The organism is Nitrobacter sp. TKz-YC01, assembly GCF_047824785.1.
GTDB lineage: Bacteria > Pseudomonadota > Alphaproteobacteria > Rhizobiales > Xanthobacteraceae > Nitrobacter.
On the sequence record NZ_CP181167.1, the window covers coordinates 2764645 to 2780665 of the forward strand.

Genomic DNA, 16021 nt, shown 5'->3' on the forward strand with positions numbered 1-16021 from the left:
GATGTGGAAGCCTGAACACCGTCTGACGGCCGAGCGGCGCAACCTTCGGTGTGGGTCCGGCTGCCAATGGAAGGCGATCACCGCCGATGAGCGGCAGGCGTGGTGCGCTAGCATTACAGTCGTAATTTGTATTGCGCGCGTTAGCGAGTTCTGACTCGATTCATCACCATGATTCGACATCAATCATGGACGACGGGCGCGTCGATCGAAACGGTGCTGGAGTTGTGGGCGCTTTCGCTGCGGGACGTGAAGCGGCGGATACGCCCCTTGTTTGCGCAGGCGCGTACCGCTGCGAGCGCGGGCGCGTTCATTGACGGGCTGCTGAGCGAGGAGCAGCGCAAGACTGGCTGGATGCGAGCGGAAGCGGCAGGCGATCCCGGCCCGTGGCGCCAGCAGGAGCTTCTGGGCCGAGACCGCTGGGACGCAGACGAACTGCGCGATCTGGTGGGCGATTATGTGGTCGAGCATCTCGGCGATGAAGGCGCGGTGCTGGTCGTCGACGAGACCGGCTTTCTCAAGCAGGGCAAGGCGTCCTGCGGAGTGGCGCGACAATACACCGGTTCCGCCGGGAAGATCACGAATTGTCAGATCGGGGTGTTCGCGGCCTATGTGTCGCGTCACGGCCATGCCTTCATGGACCGCGCGCTCTATCTGCCGAAGAGCTGGACGGACGACCCGCGTCGTCTGAACGCCGCGCATGCGCCAGGCGATGTCGGCTTGAGGCGTTTTTTGCCTTCGCACAAACCGAACAACGCCGGGAAGCGGAAGAACTGATAACCGATGAAAAATTGAACGCAGATGCCGCCAAGCGCTACATCGCGACGTCGATCAAGCGCGAATATGCGAGCGAGAACGGCACGGAGTTGAACTCGATCCTTCCAAAAATGAGCCCGCTCAATCCACAATACCTGACCAAAAAAAGAGATGTGTTCCAACGCATCTCTGCGTTCGTTGAAAAGTTCAAGAGCGTTGACTCGCGCCGTTTTGGGAATCCCAAACGATTCATTCCGGTCGGAAAATGCTCTAGGTTGCGAGCCCGGTCGCTTGAATGCTTCGGCGCCAAATCATTGCGCTGTTTCGAAGTGCTTCGGATTCACCTTCGTCGCGGCGGCGTCAGCTTGTTCCAAGGTCACGAAGGGAAGACCATAGTAGCTCATTTCGGGACTCCAGCGACCGGTGCGTCCCGGATATGGAAACGCCACCGTTCCGATGCCCGTCCGAGCATCACGAGCTATCAGTACCGCCACCATTTGCCCCGGAGGAGCGAGCACGACGTCCTTCACGTAGCCATAGCCGAGGCCGGTCTGAAGGCGCGCATAGTCGCCAATCACCTCGCTGATGAGAAACTCGGCTCCCTCCTTGGGTTCTTGAGCAAAAAGGCCGAATTGATCCGAGCGCGCGTCTGACAGATCCGCGATCAAAGCACCTGGTCGGGCCGGCTGTACCACGCTGTCCCAGGGAATGCGGAATACAAATTCGAGCGTGGTGCCGATACCGGCTTGCTCGGCGATGAGAGCCTTTACCGAGCCATCGTCGGCAAGAACGATATTGCGAACCTGCCCCAGGTACCCGCCTTTTTTCGAGAATACTCGGCTTTCCAGGATGCTGGATGCGCAGATTCCGTTGTAAAGTGTCTCCGCCACCAGCTTATCTGCTTTCATCTCCTTCGGCTGCGCGACCGCGGGCGGCGACGCAAAGCCGATCACGGCTGCAATCATGCACAAGACGATTCCCTTAAGTTTCGCCACCGGAGCACTCCCAAAGATGCTTGCAGGTGAGCAATAATGCGCCACGGACCTGTGAGGTTCCTGCACGCCCACCGTCTCAAACTCCTCAACTCCATGCGATCGTGAGCATCCGCATTCGCCAAAAACAGATTCCGATCGAATCGAGCTGTCTGGCTGCCGTGGTCTGGGACGGCACAGCGGTCAGGCTCAATCTTCGCGCGCAACTCGCCTCGCGCCGCCGCAAGGCGTAACAATTCCGGCATTTACCACGCTCACCGACATCCCCTTCACTGCCCCCGCAGCTTGGAGAAATACCAGCTCCGCGCCTCGTTCCGACGCCACCGGCCGACGTCCAATCAAGCAAGAGATTTCGGGCTTGAGCGAGGGCTTTGATGAAGGTTCCTGCTTTGCGTTTCTGCTACTCGGAAGAAGCGCGGACGCAACCGTTCATTGCCCCCTAAGATAGGCTGGGGAACGTAAGGGAAGCCGGGAGGTTACAGATGCAATGCGCCGCACCTACCAAGTGCCAGCCGGGCGGGACCGCTTGCAAACGCCGCGCGGCCTCCGATGAGAACGGACACCCGTGGTCCCCAGCCGGATCGTCCAACAAAAAGATGGGTCCGTGCAATCCGAAGCGATGTCCGATTGGGTCTTCTTCCGCCGCGTGCTGGTGGTCCTGGCAACGGTGGTGGTCGCCTACCTTGGTTGGAAGATCGCCGCGCTGTTCTTCATATTCTTCGCCGCGGTCTTAATTGCGGTCCTTCTGTCTGGGCTTGCCGCATTGCTCGCGAAGCTCACGTCGACGTCGCGCGGGTGGGCTTTGACCGCAAGCAGCTTGACCGTGGCTGCCGTCATAGTGGCCATCCTGAGCCTCTTCGGAACGCAGCTTGCCGGCCAGATTTCAGACGTCTTCGCACGTCTTCCCGATGCAATCGAAGCGGGTGGTGAGCGGCTTGGGATTCACAATGCGTTCGAACAGATCAAGGAAGCGGTCTCGGGTGAAGGTGGCGGTCAGCTATTGTCGAGGGTTGCTAATCTCGGCTACACCGCGATAGGTGTGGCGACGGACCTCGTCCTGATCATTGTGATCGCGGTCTACCTGGCCACCGACCCGCGGCTGTACCGCGCGGGCATGATCAAGCTCTTTCCTCCCGAGCAGCACGAGCGGGTCGGAGATGCTCTGGACGTCACCGCCTCCGCCTTGCGCCTCTGGTTTCTCGGTCAGTTGGTCTCGATGGTTCTGGTTGGTGTGCTCTCCGGGGTCGCATTCTGGTGGATCGGACTGCCATCGCCGCTTGGCCTCGCACTCGTCGCCGGGACGACCAATTTCGTTCCGATGATCGGTCCCCTTGTCGGCGCCATACCGGCATTGCTGTTCGCCGTCACGCAGGATTTCGGCACCGTGCTCTGGACGATGGTTGCCGTGCTTGCCATTCAGCAGTTTGAGGGTAACCTCATTACACCTATGGTCCAGCGGCGCGCAGTCGATATTCCTCCTGCAGTCATGTTGCTGGGGATTGCAGTTTTCGGCCTGCTTGGGGGAATCGCAGGCGTGATCTTGGCAGTTCCGCTCACGGCCGCGATCATGGTGCTGGTACAGAAGCTGTGGATTCGTGAAACGCTTGGTGAGAAGACAACGATCCCAGGGGACACATGAGGATTTAGCGCCAGCGGCGGGCTTATTTCACCTGCAGCCTCTTTTAACGAGAAAAATGCGCAGCCGGCGTCCAAGACATACACGACCCGGACCTCATGCCCGTGTTCAGAGATTTTGACACACTTGGCGGGCTGACCTAGCGAAGGTTCAGGCCCATCTGTTAGTCATTTTAAGCTGGCGGCTTAGGCAGCGGCCCTGTGATGCTGCAAGCGTCGCTGCTCGATGGTTTGCTTGATCCTTTCTCGTTGCAAAAGGATGGTCGGGCCGCGTCTGAAGTGGACGTCAGCCGTCGTCAGATTGTCGAGGCCCTCTGATAGCGCCGATGATTGTGTGCTCGACGAAGGCGGCGATCTTGGCTTCGAGATCATCCGGGAGGAAGTAGTTTTTGAGACGGATGCGGTTCTTCAGCGTTTGGGGCTATAGCATTTTGGAGTGAAGTGGAATCAGGTTCGCGTGAAGCAAATGCATCACATCAAAAGACAACCTAGCGCTCGATCTGCCATTGGTTGTGGATGGCAAAATGACCCGCGGGTGTTGATCCGGGAGCCAATGAGCCAGGACGCCGGCCCCGTAACACGGCCTGTCGAGAAAGCGGTCGCGGCCGCTGCTCGTGACCTGGCGATATCCCAGCCCGATGCCGCGAGCGCCAGGCAGAGCATACCGGTGACCTCCTCAACCTAATGATCGTCTTCAGGCGATGATCTAGCGCGAGGCGTCATCGAGGAGGATTGACGAAGCGCATGATCTCCAGCTTCTCGGAGACGGGGTATCTCATCCGTCGTTCCCCGACCCGCGATCATTCTTTTCTTCAGCAGCCGGAGTTCCAGCGCCTGCTTGGCGACGACTTCCTTTAGGTCGCGGGTTTCCTTGCGAAGTATCTTCACCTCCTCGCTGGTGGCTGCGCGGGTCCTGTCTCCGGCCAGCCGCTTTTTGCCTCCTTCGAAAGGAACGATGTAGCGATCCCACGTTCCATATCGTTCCCGGATCGCGCCACGCCGGAAGCTCAGCGCAATGAGCATGAGGCCGATAGTAATACTCCCAATGTAATGAATTTTCCCGGCCTCAAACAGAAAGGGCGTGACCAATAGCGATGCACCCAGCGGGATGAGGCAATAGCGTAGCGGCCGCGCCACTTCCGCTGCGGCAAGTGAGATAATCGTCAGAGCGAGGAATCCGATGAGATGATCGGCATTGGCCATCGCTCCTTCCGCGCCGAAGGTCAGCCGCGTGAACAGGAGGGATGCTGCCAGCACGGCAGCCAGGGCCAGATTCCAGGGCAAGTTGACCCCACCCGCCCACATGTCACGGAGCACCGCGCCGGGAGCGCGCTCAAACTCATCAGCGCGTTCTCCGCGCTGGCCCTGGTCGGTATCCCCGAACAGAAATACTCGGAGCCACGACCGCCCGGCTTTCGCCCGCCGACGCACAAACTGGATCGTAGCGAGCAACTCGTCGAGCGAGTATGGGACCTGGATTAGCATGGCCGCGGCGCCGATAAGCGTCAGCGTCGCCCAGGTGCCGATGACGATCGGCTGGATGATGACGAACAGAATTGAGACGATCCCTAGCGGCGCGATCATGAGGCCGAATAGGAACACGAGCCACGGCATAGTGCGCCAGCGCGCCCGTGAGCCGACGATTCCCGTTACGATTTCCAGCGCATAGGTATAGCCGCCGAGCGCGGCGTCCGGGATCGGGAAAGCTTCGGAGACAGACGAGGTGATCACCGCCTCAGTGCCATTTTTCGCAGGATCGTCCGGCAGCCCGGGGAAAAACGGTTCCCATACGCTGTCGATCTGGCCCAGCTGATATGCGCTTAGGTAACGGGCAATCAGCAGTCCGACCAGCGCCAGAAAAATAATCGGCAATCGCTGCGTCCAGGCCGAAGGATTGTAGCTCCATCCCGGCGGAATCTCCGGGCCGGTCATCGCCGCAACGACCGATGTTCCCGGCTCCGGTCGTGTGCCGACGGCGAGGCCAAAGGCGAAGGCGCCGACGAGCGTATCGGATAAGAATGCAGCCGGATTACCAGTCCAGAATAGAAAGGGGACCGCCATGATGCCGGCCGCTACCGCCGCCGACGCCCAGCGCGCCCAAGCCAGGCGCCAGGACAGCGATAGAGTTGCGAAGAAGATCAACGCTGCGCCCAGAAAAACCTCGGACCAGAAGAGGGCCGTTTCCTCGACCTCGACGATCACGGGTTGAACCAGGATCCAGCACCCCAGCGCAATGTTGACGAAATGCGCCCATCGCGTGTCGCCATGCGCGGACCGCCGCCATTGTTCATGGCGGGCGCGCAGTTCCTCGGGGTTTTCGCCGACCGCGTCGGCTTCCGTGACAAAGGCCGGTGGGGCAATGCGATTGGCCTTGTACCACGCGGCCGGATCCTGCTTTAGCGCGGCCACGATGGCGGGCAACTCGTCTGCGAGGCGGTGTCTGGGTTTCCACTCGAGAAGCTCGCGTGCACGCCGGATATTCAGCGCGTAATGATCGCTCGCCATCCGCGCCATGAACGGCTGAATGAACGGCCGCTCGCCCTGATCGATCGCATCGGGAACGACCGGCTCTGCCTTGTCCTGCATCCAGGCGCCGATCCCGGCCACTGCCGAAGGCACGCGCAGTGTGGCCCACTCATCCTCTCCATGGATAAGGCAGCCGAGCCGATCCTGCAGATCGTCGTAGCCGATCGCTTCGGGTTCGCCGATCAGGAGGACGGTTTCTTGTGGTAACTCGCCGCGCCGATCGATCGCGCGGACGAAAGCGTCGATCATGTCTTCGCGGTGGACCATCGATTGCCCCGCGGCGGTATCGCCGGAATAGAGATGGCTCTGGAAATCCCGCTCGTAGATGCGCGCGATTTGATTGGCTAAAGTTGGGACTGACGTGCGCTCGTCATAGAGGCCGGCGAGATGCAGGAACACAACGGGGATATCGCCGCGTTCCTCCCTGATCGCCTGCTCGGCCTCGGCCTTGGACTTCGGATAGGCCCAGCGGGGCGCAATGGGACGATCTTCATCGATACGCTCGCCTGGTCGGCCGGGCTCATGAACCAGCATCGTTCCCGAATACACGAACTGTTCGACTTCGAACGCTTGCAGCGCGCGGATGAGATTGCGGCTGCCATCGACATTGACTGTCTTGTATTGCGGCTTGTCCTCGCCGCTGAAGTCAAAGAAGGCCGCCAAGTGCACGACGCTACTGATGTGATGCCCGTGCTCGGAACCGAAGCGTGCAAGGGCCTCAGCTACGTTCTTCTCGTCAGTGAGGTCTACCTCGATGATGGGATAATCGGTGTCGCCGCTTGCCACATCGAGGCCTATCACCGTGTAGTGCTGCTGCAGAGCTTGCGCCAGCGAGCCGCCGATGTTCCCCGCAGCGCCTGTGATCAAAACGATAGGCTTGTCGGCCATCGACATCCCCAAATGGCGGCAACTTGTGAGGGCTGTGTGGACAGCCTCTGGAACGGAGAACCTTCTCCCCGCATAGAAGAGTAACTGCCCTAGCCACTGATGTTTCCAAAGCGACCGATTTCACTCAGTCGGCCATGCTAAAGTAGCGATAGACCCGCAAGGCCGCCGAGATAGATGACAACCACCATCGCGCTATCAGTGCCCATCCGACCGATCGTTCGGTTCCGGCGCTCGAGGAGACCGACCAGGAATATACCCGTGAGCACGGCGGCTAGACAGCACGCGGCGATTTCAAAGCTCCCCGCCTGGTTGAGCAACGCGCCCTCGCGATAGAGCAGATCTCCGAGGAAGAGGATCAATATGTTGAACAGATTGGTGCCGAAGATGTCACCGATTGCCAACTGATAACGGCGCATTTTTAGTGCCTTCAGCACGGAGCTGAGTTCGGGCAGCGAGGTCGAGAAAGCGATCAGAGTGAAGCCGATGATTGAACTGCCGAGGCCGGTCTTGTCGGCAATCGCGTCACCGGTCATCGCCAGCGTTGCTCCTCCGCTCAGGATCGCCATGGCTGCTGCCGTCGTAAGAAGTGCAAGCCTGCCATTGCTCAGCTCGACATCCACGGACTCAGCCGCCTCGACATCGGGAGGGTCGATCACTTGCCATGTCGTGTTTCGTTCGAAACGCCGGGATATTCGCAGCGCTTGAACGCATGCTGCAGCGAGAATCACCGTTGTCACGCCAGTCCCGACTACGGGAATGACGATGTCTGTCACGGTAATGGCAAACCCTACCGCTGCCAGCAGGATCATTCCCAGCGTGCCCTGCATCAGCGTCTGAGGTCGGCCCGCTACGCAGGTCAACGCATTCTTGCCATAAAGCAGGTCGCCGATCGCCAGTAGCACGAGATTCATGGAGGCGCTGCCGAGGAGATCGTTGACCGTCAGCAAGGCGTTGCCATTAGCCGCGGCGGCCCCGGCCGTCGCTACTTCCGGCAGTGAGGTCACACCTCCAAGAAGGAGCATCCCGGCGAAAGCCTCGCCGATGTGCGTGCGGCGCGCGATGGCATCCACATAGCAGGTGATCCTGGTTCCTGCGTACCAGACGATCGAACCGGCGATCGCAAGAATCAGGAACAAGACAGGTAACGAATGCTCGCTTAGGTTTGGCAAATTCGTATCCCGGGATTTAGCGCAGATGCGTTGAACCTGATGAATCCCGTGCGGCCGATGCGAACGGGTCACACAGTCTTGTCGCCGGGGAGTTCGTCCCCTCGTCGTATCAGCTAGTCGGCCATATTTGTCATTTGAATGGGAAGACGATTGTGAAGCTGTTATGTTCCTTGGCGAGGACGTTGACCGACGATAGATAGCGCAATTGCTCGCTTGGTCGGGCACTTATCGATGAATACACCAGACCTGCCGATCGGGTGGGTAAGTCTGCCAATCCTCCTGAACAGGCGGCTCCATCGAACAGATTGCCCGATTTGGTCCGCCGGAAGCCGAGCGATGAACCCAGCTGTTCAGGCTGCCTAGGCGCGAAGCACTACGCTCAGCGTGCCATCGCTTTCCAAAATGAGCGAGTCGACTTGAGTAATATCCTTGCCACCAGCTGCCCGGACAGCGCTCAGCGCTTCATCTTCGGTGATACGCTCGCGCTTCATAGCATCGCTGCAGAACTGTCCCTTGCGCGCGAGCAGAGCCGGCTCGGAGCGGATCGCATTTGCGAACCGCGCCGATCGTACGGACCAGAACGTGACAACAAACTGTAGAAAAATGAGCAGCGCTAGGGCGGTAGCACCTTCGGCCAGGGATATGGTTTCTTGGAGAATAATGGCCGATAATGTCGAGCCAAGCGCAACAGTCACCACAAGGTCGAATGCGTTGAGTTTGGCAAGGGTCCGTTTTCCGGATATTCGCAAGAACACGACAAGGGTTGCGTAAGCGAGCGATCCGACAAGCACCGTCCGCACAATTCCTGACCAGCTCTGAAAAAACATGCCTTCCAAGTTCATCGTGCCTTTGGTCCTTTCGGTGAATCGCTAGTTGAGCGCATTGATTTCGGGCCCTGGGTGAACCAGGTTTTTGCGCCAACACGGGACCAATACCTGCGCGGCCGCGCGAGTTGCTAACAGGGCGCAGAAATGTCTTATGAAGCCAGATCTGGATCTCCAGCAAAAATTGAGCTTCTGCGGGATGGCGCGAACTGTCGCCGGCCGCGATCGTAGGCACCCACAATCCTCAATGCGGCTCCAGTAGCCGGACGGCGCGCTCAATCACCTCATTGCGGGTACCAGGATCGTTCCGTCTGGAGATAGCCACGCTCGCGATCTCGCCGCGATGAATTTTGTTCATCACGCTCCCGCCCACTCACGTCCCTTTGAAACGGGGATGCCTCGGATTGAACCGCCCCGGGTTTGCCGGAGGCCGTTTGGTTTAAGTTATGCCGCCATGGCCGATTGTTCCAGCATGGCGTAGTAGCGTTGCTCGGCTTCGGCGGGCGGGATGTTTCCGATGGGCTCCAAGAGCCGTCGGTTGTTGAACCAATCGACCCATTCCAGCGTTGCGAACTCGACGGCCTCGAAGCTACGCCACGGTCCGCGTCGGTGGATCACCTCAGCTTTGTAGAGGCCGTTGATGGTTTCGGCGAGAGCATTATCGTAGGAATCGCCGACACTGCCGACAGACGGCTCGATGCCAGCTTCAGCCAGGCGCTCGGTGTACTTGATGGATACGTACTGACTTCCTCTGTCGCTGTGGTGTACGAGCCCGCCGCGATGGACCGGCCGTCGATCGTGCAGGGCTTGCTCCAGCGCATCGAGCACGAAGCCGGCGTGCGCCGAACGTGATGCCCGCCAGCCGACGATCCTGCGGGCATAGGCGTCGATGACGAAGGCGACATAGATGAAGCCGGTCCAGGTGGCAACATAGGTGAAGTCGGAGAGCCAAAGCGCATTCGGCCTCGACGCCTTGAACTGGCGGTTGACGTGATCCAGCGGGCATGGCGCCGCCTTGTCGCCGATCGTGGTCCTGACCGACTTGCCGCGGATAACACCGTGCAAGCCCATGGTCCGCATCAATCGTGACACCGTACAACGGGCGATATCGAAGCCTTCGCGCTTGAGTTGCCGCCAGATCTTGCGCACGCCATAGACGCGGAAGTTCTCATCGAAGACGCGCCGGACCTCGATCTTCAGGATGACATCCTGCCTGGCGCGCGCCGACAGCTTGGCGGGATCACGCCGTTTGGCGACATGGGCATGATAGGTCGAGGGGGCGATCGACAGAACCTTGCAGATCGGCTCGACCCCATGCGCCGCGCGATGATCGTCGATGAAGGCGATCATGGCTTGGACCGGCGGTCGAGCTCCGCCGTCGCAAAATAAGCGCTTGCCTTGCGCAGAATCTCATTGGCTTGCCGAAGCTCGCGGTTCTCACGCTCAAGCGCCTTCAGCTTCTCCGCCACGTCCGTTGGGACGCCTGCTCGCTTGCCGCTGTCGATCTCCGCCTTCTTCACCCATTCCAGCAGGGTATGGCCGGAACAGCCAATCTTGGGGGCTATCGCCTCAATCGCAGCCCAGCGGGACGGATACTCGCTGCCGTGATCCAAAACCATTCGAACCGCTCGGGCCCGAACCTCCGGTGAAAACTTGTTCGTCGTCTTGCTTGTCATGGCTCCATCCTCTCAGGAGTTGGAGCCTCCGGCAAACCCGGGGCGGTTCAGATCCCGGTCATCCACCACGCTATGGAACGGAATCGCGATGGGCGGCTTGTTTAGCACAGAGAGGAAGCGCGATGTTGAAATGGGCACTAGTGTTCTTCGTCATTTCGTTGGTTGCCGGCTTCTTTGGCTTTTCCGGCGTATCTGCTGGTGCCGCTACAATTGCAAGGTGGTTATTCTTTGCGGCGGTGGCGATATTCGTAGTCTTTCTGGTTATGGGAATTCTCGCCGGTGAAGTGCTTTTTTAATGATGCTGCCAGACCGGGGCGTTCCTTAAAACCATTACCTCTTCTTCCTTCGTTCAGGAGTGGCGGAAGACTCTAGCCCTCTTCCGCCCAAACAGAAAAGGGCCTCGTATGAAAACTCATATCATCTTACTAACTGCCGCAGCGTTTTCAGCAGTTTCACCGCTTGCGAATGCTCAGACGCCGGCTCCCGCTACGACGCCGGGGTCCGACGCGGGAGCGGCGACGGGTGCGTCTCGGAGCGGCTTGCGAGTCGCTGACAAGGCTACTGTTGCGCTTAAGTTCGTCACCGTAAAATCGGCCGACTTGATGAGTTCCAAAATCATAGGCACGAACGTTTATAACGACCAGAACGAGTCTGTCGGAGAGATCGTTGATCTGGCTATTGAGAACGGCAAAACGATTACAGGGGTCGTTGTCAGTGTGGGTGGCTTCCTCGGCATGGGAGAAAGCTATGTTGTTCTTGATCCGTCGACTGTGGTGTTGAATCGAAGGGACGACACCTGGAAGGCTTTTGTCAACACGTCCAAAGATAACCTGAAAGACGCGCCCAAATTCAAATACAGCAAGAACAAAAGCTGACGGGCTCTCGATCGACATAATTTGATGTGTCCGCGCAGCGCAGCCTCGGCCAGCATTGTCGCTGCGTTTCTGATGCAAGCGGAACTTTTCAGCACTCGTTCGGCACTCGAAGGCGTAGAGCCTCAACTACACTGAGGCATACGTCTTCGCGCGCCGCGACTACTACAACGCGCCCGATAGTCTTTAGAACTTTTTCAATTTGTCCACGAGTGGACGAGGGGGCTGTGCGCCGCTGCTGACCTACTGCACAAGCGCAGTACGGCACCGACCTTCCCTTGGTTTCAAACGCTTAGCCTCGATAAAGCGAGCCTTAGCGGATGTGGTTCATGGCTAAACCTCTTGCAACGTCTGCCATTCTTATTTTCTTTCTGCTCAGCACCGGAACACTAGTGCCATCGCAGACGTCTTTCTCGCCATCGGCAGAATCACCGGCAATAGAGCCGACGGTTACATCGAAAACACCCGTTAACGTCGCTCCGGCGGCGAATGATCGTGACATTTCCCGGCGTCTCGAAGGCATCCTCAAGTCAACCGGGTGGTTCGAAGCGCCACGGGTATCCGTTCGAGACGGTGTTGTGTCCTTAGATGGAACTACAAATACGCAAGAACATAAGAATTGGGCGGGGGATCTTGCTGAAAAGACGCAGGATGTCGTAGCGGTAGTCAATCGGCTCAAAGTCCAATGAGGTGGACCCGCTTGGTGAGACAGTTTGGCGGCCTGGCTAAGGTGGATCGGGTTCGTTTCTACGCCGCCAATTGCTCCGTCATTTCCGCCATAGCATGGACTTCGTCGGGCGTCCTGCCGGCGAAGGTCGAGTGCGGGCGTCGCCGGTTGTAATAGTCTATCCAGGAGCCGATGCCGCAGCGGGCTTGGCTTCCCGTTTCGAATGTGCTGAGGAAGACGCACTCATATTTGAGGCTGCGCCACAGTCGTTCGATGAAGACGTTGTCCATCCAGCGGCCGCGCCCGTCCATGGAGATGCGGATGCCGGCATCCTTCAGCGTCGTCGTGAAGGCGAAGCTAGTGAACTGCGAGCCTTGGTCGGTGTTGAAGATGTCGGGCCTGCCATGGCAGGCGATCGCCTCTTCGAGAGCGGCAACACAGAAGTCGGCATCCATCGTGTTCGACAACCGCCAGGCCAGGACCTTGCGGCTGAACCAGTCCATGATGGCCACGAGGTAAAGGAAGCCGCGCCGCATCGGGATATAGGTCACATCGGCACACCAAACGTGATCCGGCCGCTCGATCGCCAGGTGCCGCAGCAGGTAGGGATAGATGCGATGCTGCGGATGCGGCTCGCTGGTTCTCGGCGCCTGGTAGATCGGCGACAGACCGATCTTGCGCATCAGCCGCCGGACCCGCTTGCGACCCACGCACCAGCCCTGACGCCGCAGATGCCGGGCCATCTGCCGGGAGCCATACCAGGGCGTCTCCATGAAGGCCTCGTCGATGGTGCGCATCAGTTCGAGGTTCTCGGGCGTCTCGCCGGCGGGCTGTCGGTAGAACGACGCCCGCGAGATCGAGACCAGTTCGCACTGGCGGCGGATCGAGAGCCGGTTGTGATCGGGGTCAATCATCATTCTCCTCCGATCCAGGCTCAGCGATCGAAGGCCTTGGCCAAAAAATCCCGCTCAACGACAAGCTGGCCAATCTTGGCGTGCAGCTTGGTCACCTCGGCTTCCCGGCCGACCTGCGCATCAGCAGCCTTGTCGTCGAACGTCTTGGCCAGGTTCTCGATGGCCTGCCGTTTCCACTGCGTAATCTGGTTCGGATGAAGCTGGTGCTTTGTCGCCAGTTCCGAAATCGTCCGCTCGCCACGGATCGCCTCAAGCGCAACCTTGGCCTTGAACTCAGCCGTAAATCGTCTGCGTGTCTTCATACCGGATCGTCCTTTTCATCGGGCGATCCACCTTATGCCCCTGTCTCAGAAACCGGCACCACCTCACAAACCGATGTAGGCGCGACGTTTAAAAAAGCAAACGCAGAATTCAGAGGACTTTACCAGCAAGTCGTTCAATCATGGCCGCTCATTGTTCTCTCAATCTGCATAATAGCCATCGCGTGGCTTCTCGCCAAGTTGGTAGCGCTGCTTGCGCGTCACTTCCTCTCTCGCCGTGTTACCTCGCCACTTTTGCTCACGGTAATGGCGCGAGCTTTCTCCGTCCCAGTATTTCTTGTCGGCGTCTACTTTATTCTTCAGGTGGCGGGACTCACACGGTTGGCTCTTACTGTTCTGGGAGGAACGGGCCTTATCGGTATAATAATTGGATTCGCCTTCCGCGACATCGCTGAAAACTTCCTTGCCAGCCTCCTGCTCAGCATCCGAAACCCCTTCCGAAGCGGCGACCTCGTTGAAGTCGCCGGACACGCGGGAATTGTTCAAAACCTGAATACACGAACAACCATCCTGCTCACGCTTAATGGAAGTCACGTGCAGATTCCAAATGCAATCGTGTACAAAAACACCATCGAAAACTTCAGTAGCAATCCGACTCGTCGTGCGACCTTCACCATTGGCATCGGCTATGAGTCGTCGGCAGCTCAAGCTCAGAAGCTAGTTTCTCAAGTTCTACATGAGCATCCCGCTGTGTTAGATGCTCCCGAGCCGCTTGTGCTGGTGGAGGAGCTCGGTGCCGCGACTGTCAATATCCGCATCACCTATTGGTTCGATAGCGCCACCCATGCCCCCGAGAAAATTACTTCGGCGCTCCTACGACAAACGAAGAACATACTGAATGAAGGCGGGATCGTCCTTCCTGATCCTGCTCGAGAAGTTGTCTTTCCAAGAAGCGTACCCGTCACGTTCCCTAAAAGCAGCATAGAAGGGGGGGTACGATCTCATTCTGATTCCATCATGCACGGAGAAGCGCTGCGGGGAGATGATGCCAGGAACGCCACCGAGGGCGAAGGCGACTTGTCCAGTGAAACAAAGGACATTCGCGAGCAGTCCGAAAAGATTGCCCGGGAAACCAACGTAAATCTCTTGAAGAATTAAGCTCGAAAGTTCGACCGGTAGTATTGTCCGTTCGCGCCACGAGCGCATGATCCCGCGAATGCGGCCGCCGCACGTCACGCCTTTTTGTTTCGCTAAAATCGGCTTTCTTTCGGAACCATACGTGGGCTCTTTGATTGGTCTTTCGTCCCCACGTTGTGCCAGTGCTCCATTAAAACAAATCTTACTGAAGGAAAACACGATGAAAACCACCCTTGCGGCAGTTGCATTCGCGACAATGTCCATATCGCCGGTGCTGGCCCAATCCTCGCCAAGTCCTCAAGAAAAGAGTACCAGTGCCGAAGTTAATTCACGGAAAACAGCCGCTCATAAGATCAAGCATCAGTTAGAACAGGCAGGCTTCTCCGATATCAAGTTTCTCGCAAAAACCTTTGTGGTTCAGGCGAAGTCACAAGACGGCGACGAGGTGCTTATGACGTTTGGACCACATGGCCAAGCGGTTTCTGAGGCAATCCACTCCACGGGTTCTTCTTCGGATAACAGCCCGTCTACGAGCTCCCAAAACGGATCGCGTTGAAAGGTGTAAATCGGGCGGACAGTCACTTTCTGCTTCTACTGCTCCGTTCGAGTTTTGCCGTCTGTTAGTCGGAACGTGGTTACCGACTTGGTCGATACAGTCCCGCGCCCGGATCACAGTATCCAAGTCTGATCGTGGAACTCGAGGTTTATGGGAGCGTCGCGTTGATGCCACCCGGAGGTTACGCGACGGGCGAATTCAGAGAGGCTTCTTGCTCTTGCACAGGCAGTGCGGTCGTTCCGTCTACCGCAAACCGTCGACGCAGGAGGCCGAAATCTCGCCGAAGCTCCATCGGAAACCGCTACGGATCACAGACTGCGATGAATTCGAATACCCTTGGGCAACGAGTGCCTATCGTCACCGGCGCGTCGTCCGGCATCGGGCGGGCCACCGCGATAGCACTCGCGCCGGCGGGCGCAACGGTCATCGTAAACCATTTCCCGTCGGAGGACTCTCGCATTGACGCTGAATCCCTCGTCCAAGAGATCGGTGATGCCGGCGGGCGCGCCATCGCGATCGCTGCGGACATCAGCAGCGAAGATCAGGTTGAAGCCATGTTCGCCGAGACGCTCAATCGGTTCGGCAAGCTCGACATCCTGATCAACAATGCCGGTATTGAGCGGCCTGCACCAGTTCAGGACATGACACTTGCTAATTGGCAGGCGGTCATCGATGTCAACCTGACCGGCCAGTTCTTATGCTCGCGTGAGGCGGCGCGCGCATTCCTGAACCATAAGAGCAGCGAGCGGACTTCCGGCGCCATCGGCACGATCATCTTCGTGAGTTCGGTACACGCGATTATTCCCTGGGCCTTTCAGACAAACTATGCGGCCTCGAAGGGGGGCGTCTCTCTCCTTATGCGATCGCTCGCCCAAGAGCTGGCACCGATGAAGATACGGGTGAACTCGGTAGCGCCCGGCGCAATCCGAACGCCGATCAATCACGAGGCTTGGACGAGCGATGAGAAAATGGCCCAACTACCGAAACTCATTCCTTATGGGCGCATCGGTGAGCCTGAGACGTCGGCCGGGCCATCGTCTGGCTTGCGTCCGACGCGTCCGACTACGTCACGGGTAGGGCACTCATTATTGATGGTGGCATGACGCTCTATCCCGCGTTCCGCGGCCAAGGCTGAGAAAGGGAAGATCGGGC

At 58.5% G+C, this 16021-nt stretch carries 13 protein-coding genes, 6 pseudogenes and 1 other annotated feature; of the genes and pseudogenes, 10 read left to right on the top strand and 9 right to left on the bottom strand.

The annotated features are described in order from the left end of the window. Positions 1-168: 168 nt before the first annotated feature. Together ACMYR2_RS13195 and ACMYR2_RS13200 are read left to right on the top strand one after the other, a co-directional pair. Positions 169-705: pseudogene (locus ACMYR2_RS13195) on the top strand (IS701 family transposase); the annotation flags it as partial. A 68-nt stretch (positions 706-773) separates the two neighbouring features. Next, a pseudogene (locus ACMYR2_RS13200) lies at positions 774-902 on the top strand (type I restriction endonuclease subunit R, EcoR124 family); the annotation flags it as partial. 162 nt (positions 903-1064) lie between these two features. Here ACMYR2_RS13200 and ACMYR2_RS13205 read toward each other — a convergent pair. Beyond that, a complete protein-coding gene (locus ACMYR2_RS13205; protein WP_416193067.1) occupies positions 1065-1820 on the bottom strand; it encodes a PRC-barrel domain-containing protein in 756 nt (251 codons plus the stop codon). Positions 1821-1849: 29 nt separating this feature from the next. Between ACMYR2_RS13205 and ACMYR2_RS13210 the strand changes: the two genes are divergently transcribed. Both ACMYR2_RS13210 and ACMYR2_RS13215 read left to right on the top strand, forming a co-directional pair. After that, a complete protein-coding gene (locus ACMYR2_RS13210; protein WP_009800295.1) occupies positions 1850-1978 on the top strand; it encodes a hypothetical protein in 129 nt (42 codons plus the stop codon). Positions 1979-2349: 371 nt separating this feature from the next. Beyond that, positions 2350-3384 carry an AI-2E family transporter gene (locus ACMYR2_RS13215; RefSeq protein ID WP_416193068.1) on the top strand — a complete coding sequence of 345 codons (1035 nt, stop codon included), beginning with the start codon at positions 2350-2352 and terminating at the stop codon, positions 3382-3384. Positions 3385-3566: 182 nt separating this feature from the next. Here ACMYR2_RS13215 and ACMYR2_RS13220 read toward each other — a convergent pair. From ACMYR2_RS13220 to ACMYR2_RS13245, 6 genes and pseudogenes are all read right to left on the bottom strand, one after another. Continuing rightward, positions 3567-3798 (bottom strand): annotated as a pseudogene (locus ACMYR2_RS13220) (IS3 family transposase); the annotation flags it as partial. Between the two features lie 316 nt (positions 3799-4114). Then, positions 4115-4325, bottom strand: a pseudogene (locus ACMYR2_RS13225) (IS3 family transposase); the annotation flags it as partial. A 576-nt stretch (positions 4326-4901) separates the two neighbouring features. Further along, positions 4902-6800: pseudogene (locus ACMYR2_RS13230) on the bottom strand (NAD-dependent epimerase/dehydratase family protein); the annotation flags it as partial. A 131-nt stretch (positions 6801-6931) separates the two neighbouring features. Then, positions 6932-7930, bottom strand: coding sequence for a sodium:calcium antiporter (locus tag ACMYR2_RS13235; RefSeq protein ID WP_347265179.1), 999 nt, complete (start codon positions 7928-7930; stop codon positions 6932-6934). A 392-nt stretch (positions 7931-8322) separates the two neighbouring features. Beyond that, on the bottom strand, positions 8323-8805 hold the full coding sequence (locus tag ACMYR2_RS13240) for a DUF421 domain-containing protein (RefSeq protein ID WP_347265178.1): 483 nt from the start codon (positions 8803-8805) through the stop codon (positions 8323-8325). A 426-nt stretch (positions 8806-9231) separates the two neighbouring features. After that, positions 9232-10463, bottom strand: a protein-coding gene (locus tag ACMYR2_RS13245) for an IS3 family transposase (RefSeq protein WP_086008680.1) whose coding sequence is annotated in 2 segments (ribosomal slippage) — positions 9232-10172 and positions 10172-10463 — 1233 coding nt in all. Because the reading frame shifts where the segments join, the coding sequence is not laid out codon by codon here. Then, positions 10063-10179: a sequence feature (AL1L pseudoknot), on the bottom strand. It overlaps the preceding gene by 117 nt. A 122-nt stretch (positions 10464-10585) precedes the next feature. Here ACMYR2_RS13245 and ACMYR2_RS13250 point away from each other — a divergent pair. The 3 genes from ACMYR2_RS13250 (at position 10586) to ACMYR2_RS13260 (ending at position 12024) form a co-directional block, all read left to right on the top strand. Further along, complete coding sequence (locus tag ACMYR2_RS13250) at positions 10586-10759, top strand: DUF1328 domain-containing protein (RefSeq protein ID WP_416193069.1); 174 nt, start codon at positions 10586-10588, stop codon at positions 10757-10759. Positions 10760-10867: 108 nt separating this feature from the next. Beyond that, positions 10868-11338, top strand: a complete 471-nt coding sequence (locus ACMYR2_RS13255) for a PRC-barrel domain-containing protein (RefSeq protein ID WP_416193070.1) — start codon at positions 10868-10870, stop codon at positions 11336-11338. 326 nt (positions 11339-11664) lie between these two features. Next, positions 11665-12024 carry a BON domain-containing protein gene (locus ACMYR2_RS13260; protein ID WP_416193071.1) on the top strand — a complete coding sequence of 120 codons (360 nt, stop codon included), beginning with the start codon at positions 11665-11667 and terminating at the stop codon, positions 12022-12024. Positions 12025-12082: 58 nt separating this feature from the next. Here ACMYR2_RS13260 and ACMYR2_RS13265 read toward each other — a convergent pair. Further along, positions 12083-13218, bottom strand: a protein-coding gene (locus ACMYR2_RS13265; RefSeq protein WP_416192834.1) for an IS3 family transposase whose coding sequence is annotated in 2 segments (ribosomal slippage) — positions 12083-12948 and positions 12948-13218 — 1137 coding nt in all. Because the reading frame shifts where the segments join, the coding sequence is not laid out codon by codon here. A 159-nt stretch (positions 13219-13377) separates the two neighbouring features. Continuing rightward, complete coding sequence (locus ACMYR2_RS13270) at positions 13378-13770, bottom strand: hypothetical protein (protein ID WP_416194147.1); 393 nt, start codon at positions 13768-13770, stop codon at positions 13378-13380. On the opposite strand from ACMYR2_RS13270, the gene ACMYR2_RS13275 reads away from it, so the two are divergent. The 3 genes and pseudogenes from ACMYR2_RS13275 to ACMYR2_RS13285 all read left to right on the top strand — a co-directional run bounded on the left by ACMYR2_RS13275 (position 13660) and on the right by ACMYR2_RS13285 (position 16004). Beyond that, a complete protein-coding gene (locus ACMYR2_RS13275; RefSeq protein WP_416194096.1) occupies positions 13660-14334 on the top strand; it encodes a mechanosensitive ion channel family protein in 675 nt (224 codons plus the stop codon). The genes ACMYR2_RS13270 and ACMYR2_RS13275 overlap by 111 nt on opposite strands. A 58-nt stretch (positions 14335-14392) precedes the next feature. Then, positions 14393-14869: a hypothetical protein gene (locus tag ACMYR2_RS13280; RefSeq protein WP_416193072.1), complete on the top strand. Its 477-nt coding sequence runs from the start codon at positions 14393-14395 to the stop codon at positions 14867-14869. Positions 14870-15189: 320 nt separating this feature from the next. Next, positions 15190-16004: pseudogene (locus tag ACMYR2_RS13285) on the top strand (glucose 1-dehydrogenase). The last annotated feature ends 17 nt before the right edge of the window (positions 16005-16021 follow it).